Here is a 1899-nt window from a genome sequence, read left to right on the forward strand (position 1 = left end):
GAGCGCAACCTTGCCAAGGTTGAGGTCGCGAGTTCGAATCTCGTTTCCCGCTCCATATTTGATCAGGGAAGCTAACCAGCTTCCCTTTTTCATCAAAGTGAATGGCGCGATAGCAAAGCGGTTATGCACCGGATTGCAAATCCGTTTAGCCCAGTTCGACTCTGGGTCGCGCCTCCATCGAACTAAAGCAACTGTCTCAGGGCAGTTGCTTTTTTTTCGTCTGCACACTTGCGCACCGTTTTTACGGCCGGCTAAGTTTGGATTGAAGATACGACAGTGTTTGTCAGCTTGGGGATGGGGCAGTGTAGGTCCTGAAAAAAGACGAAGTCCTCGATGACAAGTGTTTTGGTGGCGTGATTTTTTTAATTCAAAAGTATCGATACCAAAGTGCCAGGCGGCGACAAAAAATAACCCCTCAGACCTCTGACCAAGTCGGCGCCATGCCGGCTTTTTTTCGCTGCTCACTTAAACTGTTTTTTAACAAAAAGGAGACTCTATGAAAAAACGTTTACTGATTGCTGCATCTTTGGGGTTGGCAAGCCTTTGCACATTGCTGCCTGTCCAGGGGCTGGCACAAACCTATCCGTCCAAACCCATTCGTATCATCGTGCCTTTTACGCCGGGTTCGGTCACCGACACCATGGGCCGGATCATCTCTGAGCGTCTCTCTGTCGCTTTAGGACAGCCTGTCACCATTGAAAACCGGGCTGGCGCAGGTGGCACTATCGGCATGAATGTCGTGGCTAAAGCACCGCCGGATGGTTACACCCTGGGCGTAATTTCATCCGGCCACGTGGTCAACCCGGTGCTCTATGCAAGTATTCCTTATGACACCCTGAAGGACTTTGCTGGGGTTGCACCTTTGGCCAGCTTGCCTTCTGCGCTGGTGGTAGCGCCATCGTTGGGCATTCGGACTGTGCGTGATTTGGTTGCTGCGGCCAAAGCCAAGCCAGGAACCTTCAACTACGCAACGGCCGGCGTCGGCAGCGGCGCTCACATCAGCGCTGAAAAATTTCGAATGGCTGCCGGCATTGATGCCGTGCATGTGCCCTTCAAAGGCTCACCTGAATCACTGACTGAGACCATGGGAGGACGCACACAGTTCACCTTAACGCCTCTTTCGACCGCATCAGGTCTGGTCAAGGAGGGCAAACTTCTGGCACTGGCTGTCAGCACCCCCAAACGCGTGGCTGCATTTCCAGATGTTCCAACCATTGCTGAGGCCGGCTTTCCCAAAGGTGAATTTAACTTCTGGGTGGGTCTGCTGGCCCCCGCTGGAACGCCCAAAGAAATAGTAGCTCGCTTAAATGATGAAATCAACAAGGTGCTTGCAACAACCGAAATCAAAGAGCGTTTTGCCAAACTCGGTGCAGAGCCAATGGAGATGAACCCGGCTCAGTTCGACACTTTTTTGCGTGACGAGTACAACGTGCTGGGTGATGTCATGCGCGCATCTGGTGCCAAACCTCAATAAGTTTAATAATCCGCTTCCCCTTGCCGCAAAACTCGGGGAAGCCTTTTATGTCAGATTACTTCCGTTCGTTTTTTGTTGAACTCGTTTTTTACTTTATTGATGCCACAAAATGTTTTAATTTTTCAAGCCCATTATGAAAAATCTTGTTTTTCTTCTTTGCCTCTTATCTGGTTTTGCGATGGCCAATCCTGACCAACCAAATGAGAACCATATTCAGCCTAAGCAAGTGTCTGAGGAGATCTACAAGAAGTGCTTGTCGAAGGCTAAACACATCTATGAAGAAGAGGTTTGTAAATCAAAAAAGCCAGCCATCCAACAATGTGTTGAAAATGAGGTGAAGGCCAAGGATGCGAAATCAGCCAAAACCAAGTGTGAATTGCTTTACCTAGCGCCATCCAAGTAGATTTGAGCTAAAACCTTTGCAG

Annotated in this window: 2 protein-coding genes and 1 tRNA gene; all 3 read left to right on the top strand. The window is 49.6% G+C overall.

Going from position 1 to position 1899, the window contains the following annotated elements; translation table 11 throughout:
• Positions 1–103 precede the first annotated feature (103 nt).
• Positions 104–177, top strand: a tRNA-Cys gene (locus ABWP81_RS08630).
• Between the two features lie 319 nt (positions 178–496).
• Complete coding sequence (locus tag ABWP81_RS08635; RefSeq protein ID WP_353141091.1) at positions 497–1474, top strand: Bug family tripartite tricarboxylate transporter substrate binding protein; 978 nt, start codon at positions 497–499, stop codon at positions 1472–1474.
• A gap of 133 nt (positions 1475–1607) precedes the next feature.
• Entirely contained in the window at positions 1608–1877 is a 270-nt protein-coding gene (locus tag ABWP81_RS08640; RefSeq protein ID WP_353141093.1) for a hypothetical protein, read from the top strand.
• Positions 1878–1899: the final 22 nt, after the last annotated feature.

It is taken from the genome of Limnohabitans sp. (genome assembly GCF_040401135.1).
Taxonomy (GTDB): domain Bacteria; phylum Pseudomonadota; class Gammaproteobacteria; order Burkholderiales; family Burkholderiaceae_C; genus Limnohabitans.